The organism is Kitasatospora sp. NPDC127111 (assembly GCF_042677465.1).
GTDB lineage: Bacteria > Actinomycetota > Actinomycetes > Streptomycetales > Streptomycetaceae > Kitasatospora.
In genome coordinates this window covers 13,304-28,570 of the sequence record NZ_JBHXTG010000078.1, presented here as the reverse complement: position 1 = coordinate 28,570, position 15,267 = coordinate 13,304, and the positions used below count along the sequence as shown (strand labels likewise).

15 protein-coding genes are annotated in these 15,267 nt (G+C 73.5%); 7 read left to right on the top strand and 8 right to left on the bottom strand.

All coding sequences use genetic code 11. The features are described from left to right. Positions 1 to 136: 136 nt before the first annotated feature. Together ACFVHB_RS33425 and ACFVHB_RS33420 are read right to left on the bottom strand one after the other, a co-directional pair. A complete protein-coding gene (locus tag ACFVHB_RS33425) occupies positions 137 to 328 on the bottom strand; it encodes a DUF397 domain-containing protein (RefSeq protein ID WP_380329705.1) in 192 nt (63 codons plus the stop codon). After that, complete coding sequence (locus tag ACFVHB_RS33420) at positions 325 to 1,176, bottom strand: helix-turn-helix domain-containing protein (RefSeq protein ID WP_380329703.1); 852 nt, start codon at positions 1,174 to 1,176, stop codon at positions 325 to 327. Before ACFVHB_RS33420 ends, ACFVHB_RS33425 begins: the two co-directional genes overlap by 4 nt. A 260-nt stretch (positions 1,177 to 1,436) precedes the next feature. Here ACFVHB_RS33420 and ACFVHB_RS33415 point away from each other — a divergent pair, with 260 nt between their 5' ends. Both ACFVHB_RS33415 and ACFVHB_RS33410 read left to right on the top strand, forming a co-directional pair. Beyond that, a complete protein-coding gene (locus ACFVHB_RS33415) occupies positions 1,437 to 1,880 on the top strand; it encodes an ATP-binding protein (protein ID WP_380329702.1) in 444 nt (147 codons plus the stop codon). Continuing rightward, positions 1,877 to 2,161 carry a hypothetical protein gene (locus ACFVHB_RS33410; protein ID WP_380329700.1) on the top strand — a complete coding sequence of 95 codons (285 nt, stop codon included), beginning with the start codon at positions 1,877 to 1,879 and terminating at the stop codon, positions 2,159 to 2,161. Before ACFVHB_RS33415 ends, ACFVHB_RS33410 begins: the two co-directional genes overlap by 4 nt. Before the next feature lie 111 nt (positions 2,162 to 2,272). Here the strand turns inward: ACFVHB_RS33410 and ACFVHB_RS33405 are convergent, their stop codons facing one another. Beyond that, on the bottom strand, positions 2,273 to 2,887 hold the full coding sequence (locus ACFVHB_RS33405; protein WP_380329698.1) for a TetR/AcrR family transcriptional regulator: 615 nt from the start codon (positions 2,885 to 2,887) through the stop codon (positions 2,273 to 2,275). 63 nt (positions 2,888 to 2,950) lie between these two features. Between ACFVHB_RS33405 and ACFVHB_RS33400 the strand changes: the two genes are divergently transcribed. Both ACFVHB_RS33400 and ACFVHB_RS33395 read left to right on the top strand, forming a co-directional pair. After that, complete coding sequence (locus tag ACFVHB_RS33400; protein WP_380329696.1) at positions 2,951 to 3,391, top strand: DoxX family protein; 441 nt, start codon at positions 2,951 to 2,953, stop codon at positions 3,389 to 3,391. 38 nt (positions 3,392 to 3,429) lie between these two features. Continuing rightward, positions 3,430 to 3,954: a GNAT family N-acetyltransferase gene (locus ACFVHB_RS33395; RefSeq protein ID WP_380329694.1), complete on the top strand. Its 525-nt coding sequence runs from the start codon at positions 3,430 to 3,432 to the stop codon at positions 3,952 to 3,954. 18 nt (positions 3,955 to 3,972) lie between these two features. On the opposite strand, the gene ACFVHB_RS33390 is transcribed toward ACFVHB_RS33395, so the two are convergent. Both ACFVHB_RS33390 and soxR read right to left on the bottom strand, forming a co-directional pair. Then, on the bottom strand, positions 3,973 to 4,452 hold the full coding sequence (locus tag ACFVHB_RS33390) for a cupredoxin domain-containing protein (protein WP_380329692.1): 480 nt from the start codon (positions 4,450 to 4,452) through the stop codon (positions 3,973 to 3,975). Positions 4,453 to 4,790: 338 nt separating this feature from the next. After that, positions 4,791 to 5,324, bottom strand: a complete 534-nt coding sequence (soxR, locus tag ACFVHB_RS33385; protein ID WP_380329690.1) for a redox-sensitive transcriptional activator SoxR — start codon at positions 5,322 to 5,324, stop codon at positions 4,791 to 4,793. Positions 5,325 to 5,380: 56 nt separating this feature from the next. On the opposite strand from soxR, the gene ACFVHB_RS33380 reads away from it, so the two are divergent. After that, a complete protein-coding gene (locus tag ACFVHB_RS33380; protein WP_380329688.1) occupies positions 5,381 to 6,091 on the top strand; it encodes a transketolase in 711 nt (236 codons plus the stop codon). Positions 6,092 to 6,156: 65 nt separating this feature from the next. Further along, positions 6,157 to 7,050 carry a transketolase family protein gene (locus tag ACFVHB_RS33375; protein WP_380329686.1) on the top strand — a complete coding sequence of 298 codons (894 nt, stop codon included), beginning with the start codon at positions 6,157 to 6,159 and terminating at the stop codon, positions 7,048 to 7,050. A 39-nt stretch (positions 7,051 to 7,089) separates the two neighbouring features. Here ACFVHB_RS33375 and treZ read toward each other — a convergent pair whose 3' ends face one another. From treZ to glgX, 3 genes are all read right to left on the bottom strand, one after another. Continuing rightward, positions 7,090 to 8,835 (bottom strand): malto-oligosyltrehalose trehalohydrolase, encoded by a 1,746-nt coding sequence (treZ, locus tag ACFVHB_RS33370; protein ID WP_380329684.1) that lies wholly within the window; start codon positions 8,833 to 8,835, stop codon positions 7,090 to 7,092. Further along, on the bottom strand, positions 8,832 to 11,294 hold the full coding sequence (gene treY, locus ACFVHB_RS33365; protein WP_380329682.1) for a malto-oligosyltrehalose synthase: 2,463 nt from the start codon (positions 11,292 to 11,294) through the stop codon (positions 8,832 to 8,834). Before treY ends, treZ begins: the two co-directional genes overlap by 4 nt. 89 nt (positions 11,295 to 11,383) lie before the next feature. Next, positions 11,384 to 13,534, bottom strand: a complete 2,151-nt coding sequence (gene glgX, locus ACFVHB_RS33360) for a glycogen debranching protein GlgX (protein WP_380329680.1) — start codon at positions 13,532 to 13,534, stop codon at positions 11,384 to 11,386. A gap of 384 nt (positions 13,535 to 13,918) precedes the next feature. On the opposite strand from glgX, the gene ACFVHB_RS33355 reads away from it, so the two are divergent. Then, positions 13,919 to 15,199, top strand: a complete 1,281-nt coding sequence (locus ACFVHB_RS33355; protein ID WP_380329678.1) for an SAV2148 family HEPN domain-containing protein — start codon at positions 13,919 to 13,921, stop codon at positions 15,197 to 15,199. Positions 15,200 to 15,267: the final 68 nt, after the last annotated feature.

Genomic DNA, 15,267 nt, shown 5'->3' with positions numbered 1-15,267 from the left:
TGCGCTCCGCGCGACCCGACTGAAGGGCCGTCAAAGGGCCGTTCTGGGTGGGCGGCGAGGACTTGTTTTCGAGGGGCCGGATAACGCTTTCACTACAGCCCCCGCGCCGAACAAGGCGCGGGGGCTGTGCGCCGGATCAGAGCTCGCCGGCGCGGATGGCGTCGATGAAGGCTTGCCAGGCGTCGGCGGCGAAGGTGAGGACGGGCCCACCGGGGTCCTTGCTGTCCCGGACGGGGACGGCGTTGGGCACGCCATCGGCGACCTCGATGCAGTTTCCGCCCTCGCTGCCGCTGTAGCTGCTCTTGCGCCATGCCGGGTGAGTTGTCATTTTTGCCTCTCCGTAACTAGCTCGTGCATCCAGGACAGGGAATCGTCGGCGCTCATCGCAGCTGCAGCGAGCTGGTTGAACACACGCTCATGGCGGGCGATGTCCGACTCCTTCTCGATGTAGAGGCTGCTCGTCAAGGCCTCGACGTAGACGATGTCGCCAGGCACATCGGCGAAGGAGAGAATGTGGAACGCCATGCTCATGGAGGCGTGAGTCCCGGCACTGAACGGAAGTATCTGGACCGTGACGCTCGAATTCCCTGCGAGCTCGATGAGGTGCTTGATCTGTCCGCGCATGGTCTCCGCCCCGCCGACCGGTCGGCGAAGGACTGATTCGTTGAGGATCGCTCGGACTGTGGGTGGATCGGGCCGCTTGAATACTTCTTGCCGCTGAATCCGAAGCTTGACGCGGCGCTCGATCTCTTCCGCGGTGTGCCCGGACGGTGCGATCTGGAACAAGGCGCGGGCGTAGTCAGGCGTTTGGAAGAGCCCTGGAACCAACTCGGTTTCATAGGCCCGAATGCCTGAGGCATCCGCTTCCATTCCGACGTACGTCTGGAACCAGTCTGGGAGGGCGTCGCCGTAGTCGTGCCACCAGCCCCGCTGCGTGCTCCGACGGGTCAGCGAGATGAACTGTCGCAACTCCGCCTCGTCAGTGACGCCATACAGTTCGAGCATGGCGCGAACGTCCGATTCCTTCAGCGTCGTCTGACCGGACTCGATTCGGGAGATCTTCGTCGCGCTGAACCGCAGTGTGTCGGCTGCGGTCTTGGCCTGGAGTCCGGCGCGCTCGCGTAGGCGTCGCAGCTCAGAGCCGAGCCTACGCCGCAGCACAGTCGGACTGTCCACTGTCGAAGCTCCCTCTTGGTTGACGTCGAGTCACAGTCTGCCACCTCCCTCTGTGATCACAAGAGTCTTGCGATGGCGCGCAATTGCGCAGACTGGCGCTTGCGAAGTGGCGCCATCGCGGAGCATGCTACAGGGAGTAGCTCGACGGTTCGTCTGAGTGATCAAGGGCGGTTGCTCGCCGGGCATTCCTTTGTCTTCTCCCGGTCGTCCTGCTCCGCCAACTCGCCTTCACTCCACTGCGCCTGGAAGGTGGCTCCCCCATGTCCGAAATCACCGCCCCGCCCCCCGTCGCCCGGGCCGACTGCTGGCTGCCGCGCAGCCATCGCTCGCCGGTCGAGGCGCGGCGCCGGCTCGAAAAGCTGCTCGCCGACGCGCCGGACGGTCAACGGTTCGCCGACACCGGGCTGTTGCTCGTCTCCGAGCTGGTGACCAACGCCATCACGCACGGCACGCCGCCCGGGAACAGGGTGCTGCTGGTGCTCGACCTCACCCCGGTCCGGCTCCGGATCGAGGTCCACGACGCCCGGGCGGACCGCGAGCCCGTCCTCCGTTCCGCCGGCGCCGAGGACGAGTGCGGACGCGGCCTGATCCTCGTCAAGTCCCTGTCCAGCCGCTGGGGTTGCTGCCCCCGGGTGGGCGTCGGAAAGATCGTCTGGGCGGAGATCGGCCCGGACGACCTCACCGCCGGGGAGCGTGCCGCGTGAGGGAGGCCCGCCTCGTCACGGTCGAGATCACCGGGATCATGCCGCCGACGACCCACCCGCTTCTCGGCACGGCCCTCGACTCCCTCTGGGCCGCCCTCCAGTTCCACCCGCTCGGCAGACCCCAGTGGCAGTGGTTCGAGCGCTACCTCACCGGCCCGTCCGCCGACCGCTTCGTCGCCGAGTACCTCGACCGCACGGGTCCGCTCTCCCTCCCGGTCATCCTCCCCGGGAGCGCCCACCACCTGCGCATCCGCTGGACCACCGGGGAGGGTGACCGGTGATCCGCCGCATCGGCTCCCACCCCCGCTGAGCGCCCACGGCTCGGAGCAGGAATCGGAGCAGGAAGTCGGACCGGCCGACTTCCTGCTCCGGGGGCCGTCGCGCGCCGGTGCTCACTCGCGGGCGAACACCAGCCGGAGCACTGCGCGGGCGAGCTCCTCGACGTCGCCGTCCGCGCTCTCGGGGAGGGCGCCGCTCAGCCAGAGGCCGGCGAAGCCGTGGGCCAGCGACCAAGCGGCGATCGTCGTCGTGCGGTCGGTGCCCTCGCCCGGGGACAGCTTGCGCGAGCTGGCGGCCAGCACCGCGCCCGCGCGTTCCCGGGCCGCCGCCATGGTGGGGTCGTCGGCCCGGTACAGCTCGGGCCGGAACATCACCTCGAAATACGGCCGGTGGTCGACGGCGAACCGCACGTACGCCACGCCCGAGCCGAACGGGTCGCCGGCCGCCCGCTCCAGACTGTCCGCGAACAGCTCGAAGCCCTCCGCGGCCACCGCCGTCAGCACGCCCGTCTTGTCCCCGAAGTGATGCGCCGGCGCCGCGTGCGAAACGCCCGCGCGCCGGGCGAGTTCGCGCAGGCTCCACCCGGACGGGCCGGACTCGGCGATGGCCTCCAGGGCGGCGTCCAGTACGGCGCGGCGCAGGTTCCCGTGGTGATAACTCGGCTGATCGGTCTGTCCCACCGCTGCTCTCCAGTCGCTCGGGGTGGCAGTCCACCCGTATCTAGGCATTGACAAGATTACCCGCCCACGCCAATCTTGCCAGTGACAAGATGGCTCGATCGGAGGTTCGGGATGGTCCCGCTCATTGCTCTCGTCGGTGGTTTCGCCGTGCTGCGCGTGCTCGGCCTGGTCGCCGTCGACGGCCTCGACGCCTGGCAGCCCGCCCTACGCGGCGGCCTCGCGCTGATGTTCGTCACCACCGGTGTGCCGCACTTCCTGCCGGCGTGGCGGCGGGACTTCGCCGCCATGGTCCCGCCCGCGCTCCCGCGCCCCGAGCTGCTGATCACGCTCACCGGCGTCCTGGAACTGGCCGGCGCGGCCGGGCTGCTCCTCCCCCCGCTCGCGCCGTTCGCCGCCGCGGGTCTGGCGCTGCTCATGCTCGCGATGTTCCCGGCCAACGTGCACGCGGCCCGCAGTGGGCTGACCCTCGCCGGGAAGCCGGTGACCCCGCTGCCGGCCCGCACCGCGCTGCAGGTGGTCTTCGTCGCCGCGGCCGTCGCCGCGGCGCTCTGAGCCCGCCGGCACCCCAACCGGCGTTCTACGGTGGCCGCATGACTGACGAACAGGTGCTCCTGCGCCCGATATCCGAGGCCGATCTGACGGCTCTCGAACGGCTCGTCCACGACCCCGCCGCGATCGGGCCGCTGCAGTGGTACGGGTGGTCGGATCCCGGGCGACTGCGGCGCACCTGGGCGGAGAACGGGCTGCTGGGCGCGGAGCAGTCCCAGCTGGCGGTGGTCACCGGTGGCGAGTTCCGCGGGTTCGTCGCCTGGCGGCGGGCGGCGGTGGTGCCGGCCGCGCCGTACTGGAACATCGGCATCCAGCTGGCGCCGGACGCGCGCGGCCGGGGCATCGGGACGCGGGCCCAACGCCTGCTCGTGGACTACCTGTTCGCGCATTCGCCGGTGGTCCGGCTGGAGGCGGACACCGAGACCGCCAACCTCGCCGAGCAACGCGCCCTGGAGAAGTGCGGCTTCAGTCGCGAGGGCGTGCAGCGCAGCCTGGTCTTCCGCGACGGCCAGTGGCGCGACATCGTCCGCTACAGCCTGCTCCGCTCCGACCCGCGCCCGGAGTGAGCCGGCGCCGGCCGGCCGTCATCGGACGACGAGCGTGCCCTTCATGTTCGGGTGGACGTCGCAGTGGAACGGGTACGAGCCGGGGGTGGACGGCGCGGTGATCGTCGCCGACTGGCCTTTGGCGAGCAGCCCGGTGTCGAACTCCTTGCCGGGGGTGACGGCGGTCAGGGTGTGTTCGGCGCTGTCCTGGTTGGTGACGGTGATCTTCGTGCCGGGTGCCACGGTGAGGGTGTCGGGGTGGAACAGGAAGTCCTTGATCGTCACGGTCACCGCGGTCGCGGGGGCGGACGTCGCGGGGGCGGGCGTCGCGGAGGTGAAGACCGGGGAGGACGGGGTCGCGGACGGGGAAGACGGTGCCGACGCCGGCGCCGACGGCGAGGCGCTCGCGGTCCCGCCCCCGCCGCCGTCGCTGGAGCAGCCGGCGGTGCCGAGCAGCAGCCACACGGCCGCACCGACGGCGAGGGTGGTCCGCCATGCACGGGAAGAACGGAAGGTCATCAGCTGCTCCAGCTTCGCTACCTGCGGCGACCCGCCCACGCTAGGGTCTGTCTTCAAGCTCCCGCCTGCGGGGCGACGCCGGGGCACGCACCTCGCCGCGTTGTCGTCGGTCGCCAGTGGCCCCCAGCCTTCGGCCGGGAGGTGCCCCCACCGCAGTGGCTCCCTCCTCCGCCTTGCGATGCACGCACCCCGACGCCGCCCCGCCCGCCCTCCGGGCGGACGACGGGAGCTTGAAGACAGACCCTAGAGCCTGCCGGGCCGTCCGCCGGTCAGCCCGGACGGAGGATCACCCGAACGCCGGAGTCCGCCGATGGCGGCGCGGTCGGCCGACGGGTGCCTCAGCCGGCGCAGGCGCCCTGCGCGGCCGGGGAGGAGCCGGACCCGCGGGCGGGCTCCGCGCCGGGCTCGGGGAGGAGGTAGCGGGCGCCGGGGCCGCCGTCGGCGGCGCGGTCGCCGGCGTTGTAGAGGGCGCAGCGGTTGAGGGAGAGGCAGCCGCAGCCGATGCAGCCGCTGAGCTTGGCCTTCAGGCGTTCGAGTCCGGCGATCTGCTCGTCGATGCGGTTCTGCCAGGACGCGGCGACGCCGTCCCACTCGGTGCCGGTGGGGGCGCGGTGCTCGGGGAGGCGGTCGAGGGCGGCCTTGGCCTCCTCCAGCGAGAGCCCGACCCGTTGGGCGGCGCGGACGAAGGCGACCCGGCGCAGGGTGCCGCGGGTGTAGCGGCGCTGGCCGCCGGTGGTGCGGCCGGCGTGGATCAGGCCGAGCTTCTCGTAGTAGCGCAGGGCCGAGGTGGCGAGGCCGCTGCGCTCGGAGAGCTGGCCGATGGTGAGCAGGTCGTGCCGGTTCGGTGCGATGGCGGGCTCGGGTGCGCTCATGGGCTCACTGTAGCGGGCTTGACTTCAAGTCGACTTCAAGTTGCAGCATCGTGGGCATGACGACGCAGACGGAGAACGCCCCTGCCGCGACCGGGTTCGCGGACCTCCCGGGCCTGATGAGCCTGATGACCGGCGACGAGAAGCACGGCCCGGCCGCCACCTCCACCCTGGACGCCCTCTGGGTGCTCTACGACCGCGTGCTGCGGGTCACCCCGGCCACCGCCGAGGACCAGGGCCGCGACCGCTTCCTGCTCTCCAAGGGCCACGGCCCGATGGCGTACTACGCCGTGCTCGCCGCCAAGGGCTTCCTCGACCCGGCGGTGCTGCCCGGCTTCGGCGGGTACGACTCGCCGCTCGGCCACCACCCGGACCGGATGCTGGTGCCCGGGGTGGAGATCGCCTCGGGCTCGCTCGGCCACGGCTTGCCGCTCGGCGTCGGCACCGCGCTCGGGCTGCGCGCCCAGGGCCTCACCGACCCGGCGGTCTGGGTGCTGCTCGGGGACGCCGAGTTCGACGAGGGCTCCAACCACGAGGCGGTCGCCTTCGCCGGCGCGACCGGGCTGGACCGGCTGCACGTCGTCGTCATCGACAACTCCTCGGCCACGCACGGCTGGCAGGGCGGCATCGCGGCGCGCTTCGCCGCGGAGGGCTGGTCGGCCGAGACCGTGGACGGGCGCGACCACGAGGCGCTGTACGCGGCCTTCACGGCCGCGCACCCGGGCCGCCCGCGCGCCGTGGTCGCCCGGGTCGAGCCGAAGACCCACTGACCGCCGCGCCCCCGGCGACCGACCACCCACCGCAGCGAACACCCGAAAGGCCAAGGGCTTCACCGATGGACACGATGCGCGAGCGCTTCCTCGACGTCACCACCCGCCTGCTGGACGACGACCCCCGACTGGCCGTGGTGCTGGCCGACATCAGCGCGGCCGGCTTCGTCGGGGCCGCGGAGCGCCACCCGGACCGGGTGATCAACGTCGGCATCCGCGAGCAGCTGCTGATCGGCGCCGCCGGCGGCCTCGCGCTGACCGGGATGCGGCCGATCGCCCACACCTTCGCCAGCTTCCTGATCGAACGCCCCTTCGAGCAGGTGAAGTTGGACCTGGTGCACCAGGGCGTCGGTGCCGTCCTGGTGAGCGCGGCCGGCTCGTACGACTGGCCGGCCGGCGGCCGCACCCACATGTCCCCGGGCGACGTCGCCCTGCTGGACACCCTCCCGGACTGGACGGTCCACGTGCCCGGGCACCCGGACGAGGCCGAACGGCTGCTGCGCCACGCGGTGGCGGACGGCGACCGCAACGTCTACGTGCGGCTCTCCGAGCACCGGAACTCCGCCGCGGTGCCGGTCGAGGCCGGGCGGTTCACCACCGTGCGCACGGGCGCCAAGGGCGTGGTGCTCGCGGTCGGCCCGATGCTGGACGCGGTGCTGGCGGCCACCGAGGGCCTGGACGTCACCGTGGTGTACGCGGCCACCGTGCGCCCGTTCGACGTGGCCGGGCTGCGGGCGGCCGTCGGCGCCCGGGCGGACGTGGTGCTGGTCGAGCCGTACCTGGCCGGGACGTCCGCCGACGAGGCGCACGCGGCCCTGAACGACAGGCCGCACCGGGTGCTCGGCCTGGGCGTGCCGCGCGAGGAGCACCGGCACTACGGCTCGATCGCCGAGCACCTGGCCGCCTACGGCCTGGACGCGGCCTCGCTGCGGGAGCGGATCGCCACCTTCCTCTGGTGACGGCGCCGGTGGCTCTCCGGCGACCGCGCCGGCGGCCGGTCACACCCGGACGACCGCCGCCGCGTGCTCCCCGAGCCGCAGCTGCGCGTGGTCGAGCGCGCACGCGCCGAACGACGCCACCACCTCCCGCCCCGTCGCCCCCAGCGGCAGCACGGCCGCGGCGTCGGCCAGGTTGACCGCCACCCGGTACGGCCCCCGGTGCACCACCAGCCAGCGCGCCGCCTCGTCGTACGCGACCCGGACGGCCGCGAGGTCCGGGTCGGCGAGCTCCGGCCGTTCGCGCCGCAGCCGGAGCAACGTCCGGTACCAGGCGAGCAGTCCGGCGTGCGGGGCGCGCCTCGGCTCGGTCCAGTCGAGGACGGAGCGCAGCACGGTGGCGGGTGCCTGCGGGTCGGGGACGTCCTCCGCCTGCCAGCCGTGCTCGGCGAACTCCCGCCGCCGGCCCTGCCGGACGGCCTCGGCCAGTCCGGGGTCGGTGTGGTCGGTGAAGTACTGCCAGGGCGTGGTGGCGCCCCACTCCTCGCCCATGAACAGCATCGGGGTGAACGGCGAGGTGAGCACCAGTGCGGCGCCGCAGGCGAGTTGGCCGGCCGACAGGTGGGCGGAGAGCCGGTCGCCGAGCGCCCGGTTGCCGATCTGGTCGTGGGTCTGCAGGTAGCCGAGCAGCCGGTGGCCGTGGGCGGGCGGGAACGGGCGGCCGTGGCTGCGGCCGCGGAAGGAGGACCACGTCCCGTCGTGGAAGTACCCCCGGGTGAGCGTCCTGGCCACGGCGGCCAGCGGCGCGCGGGCGAAGTCGCCGTAGTATCCCTGGGATTCGCCGGTGAGCGCGGTGTGCAGGGCGTGGTGGAAGTCGTCGCTCCACTGGGCGGTGAGGCCCTGGCCGCCGGCCTCGCGCGGGGCGGTGGTGCGGGGCGAGTTGAGGTCGGACTCGGCGACGAGGAACAGCGGCCGGTTGGTGGCGATCGCCAACTTCTCGACCTCTGAGGCGAGTTCCTCCAGGAAGTGGACGGCCCGGTCGTCGGCGAGGGCGTGCACCGCGTCCAGCCGCAGGCCGTCGATCCGGTAGTCGCGCAGCCAGGCCAGCGCACTGCCGATCAGGTAGGCGCGCACCTCGTCCGAGCCCGGCGCGTCCAGGTTGACCGCCGATCCCCACGGGGTGTGGTGCCGGTCGGTGAAGTACGGGCCGAACGCCGGAAGGTGGTTGCCGGACGGCCCGAGGTGGTTGTGCACCACGTCGAGCACGACGCCGAGGCCCTTGCGGTGCGCGGCGTCCACGAAGCGCTTCAGCCCCTCCGGCCCGCCGTAGGGCTCGTGCACGGCCCACGGCGAGACCCCGTCGTACCCCCAGCCGTGCCGGCCGGGGAACGGGCAGACCGGCATCAGCTCGACGAAGTCCACGCCCAGTTCGACCAGGTGGTCGAGGTGTTCGGTGGCGGCCCGGAAGGTGCCGGCGGGGGTGAAGGTGCCGATGTGCAGCTCGTACAGGACGGCGCCGGGCAGCGGGCGGCCCCGCCAGCCGCTCTGCGACCAGCGGAACGCGGCGTGGTCGACGGGGCGGCTGGGCCCGTCCGGGCCGTGCGGCTGCCGGGCGGAGCGCGGGTCCGGCAGCGGCGGGCCGCCGTCCAGCCGGAACGCGTAGTCCCCGGCGGGCGCCTCGCCGTGCCACCAGCCGGCCCGCGCGGTGTCCCGGGCCAGCGGGTGGCGGTCGCCGTGGACCTCCACCTCGACCCGCTCGGCGGCCGCCGGGGCCCAGACCTCGTACGTCCGCGCGTCCTGGGCCGTCATGCCCCGCCCTTCCTGGTCAGCAGTGCCACCGGGGAGCCGGCCAGCAGCTCGGCCGCCGGCACGAGGCCCGCCGCGAACCGGCGCCCGGTCAGTTCGTCCCGCCACTCGCGGCCGGAGGGCAGCTCCACCACGGTGTCCCGCCAGCCGCCGGAGCGCTCCAGGCCGTACGGCAGCCGGGTGACCGCGGTGACCACGTCGTCCCCGCGCGCGAAGGCGAGCAGGTGCTCGGCGGCGAGGTCGGTCACGGTCAGCGGCCGGTAGGCGCCCAGCGGGCGGTCGCGGCGCAGGTGCAGGGCGGTGGCGGTGAGGTGGAGCTTCTCCCGGGCGAGGTCGCCGGGCCGGGGCGTCGCCGCGTCGGTGAGCCGGACGGCGAGCGCGCCGAGGTCCACCACGCCCCGGTTGTCCGGGTCCACCAGGGTGTGCAGCGGCTCCTCGCTGCCCTGGTAGAGGTCGGGCACGCCGGGCACGGTGAGGTGCAGCAGGGCGGCCGCGAGGGTGTTGGCCCGGGCGTACGGCGCGAGCGCCCGCACGTACTCCTCGATCCGGGAGAGCAGCGCGGGGTCGTCGTAGACGGCACGGGCGCGGTCGGCGAGGGCCTGTTCGTACCCGGGGTCCGGGGAGGTCCACGAGGTGCGCAGCTTGGCCTCGCGGGCGGCCTTCAGCAGGGCGGTGACCAGTCGGTCCGGGGTGATCGGCCAGGCAGCGACGAGGGTCTGCCAGAGCGCCCAGTCGCCGTCCGGGTCGTCGCCGGGGCCGGCGGCGGCGGACCAGGCGGCGGCCACCGCGGCCCAGACGTCCGGCTGCTCGGCGAGGACGGCGAGGCGGGCGCGGGCGTCGGCGCTGCGCTTGGTGTCGTGGGTGGAGAGCACGGTCATGCCGGCCGGCCAGTGCGCCTCGGCGTACCGGCACCAGGCGTGGAACTCCTCCGGGTGCAGGCCCGGCCGGGCCGGTTCGCCGCCGACCTCGTTCAGGCTCAGCAGCGCGTTCCAGCGGTAGTACGCGGTGTCCTCGACGCCTTTCGCGGCGACGGCGGCGGCGGTCTGGGCGAACCGCACGCAGAACTCGTCCTTCTCGGGGCTGCGGCCGAGGCGGCCGAGGGCCAGCTCCGCGACCAGCCGCTCGGTCGGGTCGGCGGAGCCGTCGCCGAGCGCGGCCCGCAGCTGCTCCGCCGAGACCGCCGGCGCCGGTTCGCCCGGCCGGACGTAGGGGCGGTACGCGGGGTAGCCGGTGAGCAGCCGTTGCAGGGCGTCGTGCAGCTGCCAGGGCGCGTGGTCGGCGTGCGCGGGTTCGGCGGCGCCGATCCGGACGGCGAGCCGGACCAGCCGTCCGACCTCGGTGGCCAGCTCGCCGCGCGGCCCGGTCATGTCGGCCCGCCCGCGCCGGGCGGCGGCGCCGGCCGGGTCCGGGCCGGCGGGCGCGCCCACGAAGTGCTCGTAGCGCTCCGCCAGCCGCCGGGCGCCGGCCTGGTCGGTGAGCACGCCGTCGATCCGGCGCAGCGCGTCGTACCCGGTGGTGCCGGCGCAGGGCCAGTCGGCGGGCAGCCGCTCCTCGCCGGTGAGGATCTTCTCGACCACGGTGTACGCGCCGCCGGTGGCCTCGGCGAGCCGCTGCAGGTAGCCGCGCGGGTCGGCGAGGCCGTCGGGGTGGTCGATCCGGAACCCGTCGAGCACGCCGTCCCGGTGCAGCCGCAGCAGCACGCCGTGGGTGGCCTCGAAGACCTCGGGGATCTCGACCCGGACGGCGATCAGCTCGTTGACGGTGAAGAAGCGCCGGTAGTTGAGCTCCGTCCGGGCCAGCCGCCACCAGGCGAGCCGGTACCACTGCCGGCCGAGCAGCTCGGGCAGCGGCAGGCCGGCGGTGCCGGGGCGCAGCGGCAGGGCGTGGTCGTGGTAGCGCAGCACCTCGCCGTCCACGACGAGCTGGTCGAGGACGGCGCCGAGCCGGTCGCCGAGCAGCGGCAGCAGCACCCGGCCGCGGTCGGGGGCGTCCGCGGGCCCCGGCTGGGCGGCCCAGTCGATGTCGAACCAGCGCGCGTACGGCGAGTCGGGGCCGTCCCGCAGCACCTGCCAGAGCGGCTGGTTGAGCTGCTCGGGGACGGGGACGGCCATGTGGTTGGGCACCACGTCGGCGATCAGCCGCAGGCCGTGCCGGCCGGCTTCGGCGGCCAGGGCGCGCAGCGCGGGTTCGCCGCCGAGCTGTTCGCTGATCCGGCCGTGGTCGACGGTGTCGTACCCGTGGGTGGAGCCGGGGGCGGCCTCCAGCAGCGGCGAGAGGTGCAGGTGGGAGACGCCGAGCGCGGCGAGGTAGGGCACGGCGGCGGTGGCGTCGCGGAGGGTGAAGCCGGGCTGGAGCTGGAGCCGGTAGCTGGCCGTGGGGGTGGCCGTGGGGGTGGACGCGGGGCCGGGCGTGGGGGTGGTGGCGGCCGGGCGGGGCTGCGCGGGCTCGGCGGCGGAGGTCATGTGTCCATGAGTACCCGCGCGAGCCCGCCGCCAAGACCCGTTGCTGATCCGAACAGGTGACCGGGGGGTCGCCCGGGCGGGCCGCCGGGCTAGGCCGGCCGTTGCAGCACCATGAGCGAGCGGTCGGTGAGCCAGAGCGTGTCGCCGGCCTTGACCCGGGAGCCGGTGCCGGGGGCGGGCAGCCGGGGCAGGGCGGTGTCGACGACGACCCGCCACTCCTGGCCGTGGCCGGCCGGGACGGTGAACTCCAGCGGTTCGAAGTGCGCGTTGAACATCAGCAGGAAGGAGTCGTCGACGATCCGCCCGCCGCGTCTGTCCGGCTCGGAGATGGCGTAGCCGTTGAGGAAGACGGTGAGCGACTTGGCGTAGCTGGCACCCCAGTTGCGCTTGGTCATCTCCTCCCCGCCGGGGGTGAACCAGGCGATGTCGGTGAGGTCCTCGTAGCCGCCGGAGGGGGCGTGCGGGCCGGAGGCGGGGCGGCCGGAGACCGGGCGGCCGTGGAAGAAGCGGCGGCGCCGGAAGACCGGGTGGTCGCGGCGGAGCCAGATCATGCCCTGGGTGAACTCCAGCAGCCGGGCCGCCGGGCCGTCCCCCTCGGGCCAGTGCACCCAGGTGAGTTCGTTGTCCTGGCAGTAGGCGTTGTTGTTGCCCTGCTGGCTGCGGCCGAGTTCGTCGCCGTGCGAGAGCATCGGCACGCCCTGGGAGAGCATCAGGGTGGCGATCAGGTTCCGCTGCTGGCGGGCCCGGAGCTCCTCGACGGCCGGGTCCTCGCTGGGGCCCTCGACGCCGCAGTTCCAGGAGCGGTTGAACGATTCGCCGTCGCGGTTGTCCTCGCCGTTGGCCGCGTTGTGCTTCTCGTTGTAGGAGACCAGGTCGCGCAGGGTGAAGCCGTCGTGGCAGGTGACGAAGTTGATCGAGGCGATCGGCCGGCGGCCGTCGTCCTGGTAGAGGTCGGAGGAGCCGGTGAGCCGGGAGCCGAACTCGGCGAGGGTGGCGTTCTCGCCGCGCCACAGGTCGCGGACGGTGTCCCGGTACATGCCGTTCCACTCCGTCCACAGCGGCGGGAAGTTGCCCACCTGGTAGCCGCCCTCGCCGAGGTCCCAGGGCTCGGCGATCAGCTTGGCCTGGGAGACCACCGGGTCCTGCTGGACCAGGTCGAAGAAGGAGGAGAGCCGGTCCACCTCGTGGAACTGCCGGGCCAGGGTGGCGGCGAGGTCGAATCGGAAGCCGTCCACGTGCATCTCGGTGACCCAGTAGCGCAGCGAGTCCATGATCAGCTGGAGCACGTGCGGGCTGCGCATCAGCAGGCTGTTGCCGGTGCCGGTGGTGTCCTCGTAGAACCGCTGGTCCTGGGCGAGCCGGTAGTAGGAGACGTTGTCCAGGCCGCGCAGCGAGAGCGTGGGGCCGAGGTGGTTGCCCTCGGCGGTGTGGTTGTAGACGACGTCCAGGATCACCTCGATGCCGGCCGCGTGCAGCGCCTTCACCATCGACTTGAACTCCTGCACCTGCTGGCCCCGGTCGCCGGTGGAGGAGTAGGAGGAGTGCGGGGCGAAGAAGCCGATGGTGTTGTAGCCCCAGTAGTTGGCGAGGCCGAGGTCGCGCAGCCGGTGGTCGCGGACGAACTGGTGCACCGGCATCAGCTCGATCGCGGTGACGCCGAGCTTGGCCAGGTGCTCGATCACGGCGGGGTGGGCCAGGCCCGCGTACGTGCCGCGGATCTCCTCGGGGATGCCCGGGTGGAGTCTGGTCAAGCCCTTCACGTGGGCCTCGTAGAGCACGGTGCGGTGGTAGTCGGTGCGCGGCGGCCGGTCGGTGCCCCAGTCGAAGTACGGGTTGATCACCACCGAGTGCATGGTGTGCGGGGCGGAGTCCAGGTCGTTGCGGCGCTCGGGGGCGCCGAAGTGGTAGCCGTAGACGGACTCGTCCCAGTCGATGTGGCCGCTCATCGCCTTGGCGTACGGGTCCAGCAGCAGTTTCGCGCTGTTGTGCCGCTGGCCGAGCCCCGGGTTGTACGGGCCGTGGACGCGGAAGCCGTACCGCTGGCCCGGCTGGACGCCGGGCAGGTAGGCGTGCCGGACGAAGGCGTCCGTCTCGCGCAGTTCGACGGCGGTCTCCGAACCGTCCTCGTCGAGCAGGCAGAGCTCGATCCGGTCGGCGCTCTCCGAGAACACCGCGAAGTTGGTGCCGGCCCCGTCGTAGGTGGCACCGAGGGGGTAGGGCGTCCCTGGCCAGACCTGCATGAGTCCTCAACTTCCTTGCGTCGAGCAGAAACTGATAGACAGTCCGACAATCAGCCCGGACCTCGACGCTCTCTTCCCGGCGGGGTGGCCGGGCATGTGCGGCGGTCGCGCACCGTGATGTACGGCACAGTCCGCATACTCCCCGACGCTTTCCCCGACAGCGGGGCCATTCGGCGTGTGTTCGCCCGAACGGGTGTCCGGCGGGTCTCCCGGGACGGGTGGGACGCCCGGGGCGCCAGGGGCGTCGCGCATCCCCTCGGTCAACCGGCTGCGGGTTGCTCGCGGCGGGCAGTACCCTTGATCGTCCGGCCGCCCCCGCGCTCGTGGCGATCCATCAGAAGACCAGACAGCAAGAGCTCCATCAGGAACCAGGTGAGGTGGCGCATGGTGTTCCCCGCCGGCGGCCGTGGCGGAGGGCCCGGCGGCCCCGACCGGGGCAGCGCCCGCAGCGAGGCCCCGACGGTCGTCATGCGCCCCACCCTGACCGGCCGCGGGGCGCTGGTGCCCGCCCAGGGCGGTCCGGTCGAGGTACCGGCCCTCGCCTGGTCCGGCGCCGAGTGGGAGGACGCCTACCAGCGCGTCCGGCTCACCGGGCGGGCGTACGTCTGGCTCAACCTGGTCGAGCAGCGGCTGCGCTCCCTCGTCGACGAGGTCCTGCACCCCATCTACGCGCCCGCGCACGGCGAGGACTGGGTCACCGCCGCGGCCGGCCCGGCCGGCGAGGAGTGGGCCCACCGGGCCGGCGCCGTCCGCGAGGTCAGCCGCCGCAAGGGCTACCTGCTCGACCCCGCCGACGACGACCCGCTGGTCTTCCTCACCCTGCCCCAGCTGCGCGAGCTGATGGTCCAGCACTGGCCCTGCTTCGAGCCGTACCTGGCCGACCGGCGGGACATCGAGCTGGCCCTCGACGAGCTGGAGGTCGCCCGGCACGTCGTCTCCCGCAACCGCGTCCTCACCCAGACCGTGCTCGCCCAGACCGAGCGCGCCGCCGCCCGGCTGCTCGCCCTGCTGGACGGCGGCAGCGGCGGCGTCCCCGCCGACGTGGTCGAGTCCCTGGTGGCCGGCCGCTACGCCGACGTGGTCGCCGTGCACGCCGACCGGGTCCGGCTCCAGCGCGACCTGCCGGTGGAGGACCTGCTCGACGGCGCCCGGCGGCTCGACGCGCTCGGCATCGGCCTCGGCATGCTCTGCCAGAACTACACCGGCAAGCGGCTCGTCCGGCTCGCCGGCGACGGCTGCCGGGTCCGGCTGCTCTTCCTCAACCCCGCCAGCAGCGCCGTCCGCCGCCGCGAACGCGAACTCGGTCTCGGACGCGGCGAACTGGCCCGCTCGATCGAGATGAACATCATGCACGTGCGGCGGGTCCGGGCGAGGCTGCGCGACCAGGGCGGCTTCGAGATCCGCGTCTTCGACGAGACCCCGCGCTTCACCGCCTACCTGGTCGAGGGCCCGCGCCCGGCCGGCCAGACCGGCGGCCCCCGCCGGCAGACCCGCGACCTCGGCGTCGTCCAGCCCTACCTGCGCCGCTCCCGCGGCATGGAGTCGCCCGCCCTGGTGCTGCGCGGCGGGGCCGGCCAGCAGCCGGGCGGCACCGAGCCCGGACTGCTGGAGGTCTACCGCGAGGAGTTCGAGGGGGTCTGGGGGGACTCCCGGCCGGTCTCCTGACCCCTGACGCCGCTGGCGCCCCTGCCGCCCCTGCCGCTCAGGGAAACCGCTGGTCGGGCGGTGCCGCG